Source organism: Streptomyces tibetensis (genome assembly GCF_040647715.1).
Classification (GTDB): Bacteria; Actinomycetota; Actinomycetes; order Streptomycetales; family Streptomycetaceae; genus Streptomyces; species Streptomyces tibetensis_A.
This window is the reverse complement of the sequence record NZ_JBEZCR010000034.1, coordinates 1-1,800: the sequence shown is the minus strand read 5'-3', so window position 1 is coordinate 1,800 and position 1,800 is coordinate 1. Positions and strand designations below refer to the sequence as shown.

The 1,800-nt window shown below is 67.5% G+C and carries 1 protein-coding gene; it reads left to right on the top strand.

What is annotated here, in order from left to right; all coding sequences use genetic code 11:
* The coding region (locus AB0B29_RS37675; RefSeq protein ID WP_362247274.1) for a glycoside hydrolase family 48 protein at positions 1-1,800 on the top strand (1,800 nt) is incomplete at both ends.

Here is a 1,800-nt window from a genome sequence, read left to right as displayed (position 1 = left end):
GCGTCGAAGGCGTATGACGCCCGGTTCCTGGAGCTGTACGGGAAGATCACCAACCCGGCGAACGGCTACTTCTCCCCCGAGGGCATCCCCTACCACTCGGTGGAGACGCTGATCGTCGAGGCGCCGGACCACGGCCACGAGACCACCTCGGAGGCGTACAGCTACCTGCTGTGGCTGCAGGCCATGTACGGCAAGGTGACGGGTGACTGGACCAAGTTCAACGGCGCCTGGGAGATCATGGAGAAGTACATGATCCCCACCCACGCCGACCAGCCGACCAACTCCTTCTACAACGCCTCCAAGCCGGCCACCTACGCGCCCGAGCTGGACACGCCGAACGAGTACCCGGCCAAGCTGGACACCGGTGTGTCGGTGGGGTCGGATCCGATCGCAGGTGAGCTGAAGTCGGCGTACGGCACGGACGACGTCTACGGCATGCACTGGCTGCAGGACGTGGACAACGTCTACGGCTTCGGCAACGCGCCCGGCAAGTGCGAGGCGGGCCCGTCGGACACCGGTCCGTCGTACATCAACACCTTCCAGCGCGGTGCGCAGGAGTCGGTGTGGGAGACGGTGCCGCAGCCGACCTGTGACGCCTTCAAGTACGGCGGCAAGAACGGCTACCTGGACCTGTTCACCGGTGACGCCTCCTACGCCAAGCAGTGGAAGTTCACCAACGCGCCGGACGCCGACGCGCGGGCCGTGCAGGCCGCCTACTGGGCGGATCTGTGGGCCAAGGAGCAGGGCAAGGGCTCGGCCGTGTCCGCGACGGTCGGCAAGGCCGCGAAGATGGGCGACTACCTGCGCTACTCGATGTACGACAAGTACTTCAAGAAGGTCGGCAACTGCGTCGGGCCGTCCACCTGCCCGGCGGGCACCGGCAAGGACGCCTCGATGTACCTGCTGTCCTGGTACTACGCGTGGGGCGGCGCCACGGACACGAATGCCGGCTGGGCCTGGCGCATCGGCTCCAGCCACGCCCACGGCGGCTACCAGAACCCCCTGGCCGCCTACGCGCTCGCCAACTACGCGCCGCTGAAGCCGAAGTCGGCGACGGGCGCGGCGGACTGGGCCAAGTCCATGGACCGGCAGCTGGAGTTCTACCGCTGGCTGCAGTCCAGCGAGGGCGCGATCGCGGGCGGCGCGACCAACAGCTGGGCGGGCCGGTACGCGACCCCGCCGTCGGGCAAGTCGACGTTCTACGGCATGTACTACGACGAGAAGCCCGTGTACCACGACCCGCCGTCCAACCAGTGGTTCGGCTTCCAGGCCTGGTCCATGGAGCGGGTCGCCGAGCTGTACCAGCAGACGGGCAACGCGCAGGCCAAGACGGTCCTCGACAAGTGGGTCAAGTGGGCGCTGTCCAAGACCACGTTCAATCCGGACGGCACCTACCGGATCCCGTCGACGCTGCAGTGGTCGGGCCAGCCCGACACCTGGAACGCCTCGAGCCCCGGCGCGAACAACGGGCTGCACGTCACCGTCGCCGACTACACCAACGACGTCGGTGTGGCGGCCGCGTACGCCAAGACCCTGACGTACTACGCGGACCGCTCCGGTGACACCGAGGCCGCGTCGGCGGCGAAGAAGCTGCTGGACGGCATGTGGGCCAACCACCAGGACGCCCTGGGCATCGCCGTCCCGGAGAACCGCACCGACTACAACCGCTTCGACGACCCGGTCTACATCCCCAGCGGCTGGACCGGCACCATGCCGAACGGCGACGCGATCAACTCGTCCTCGACATTCGACTCCATCCGCTCCTTCTACGAGGACGACCCCGCCTGGTCGAAGATCGAG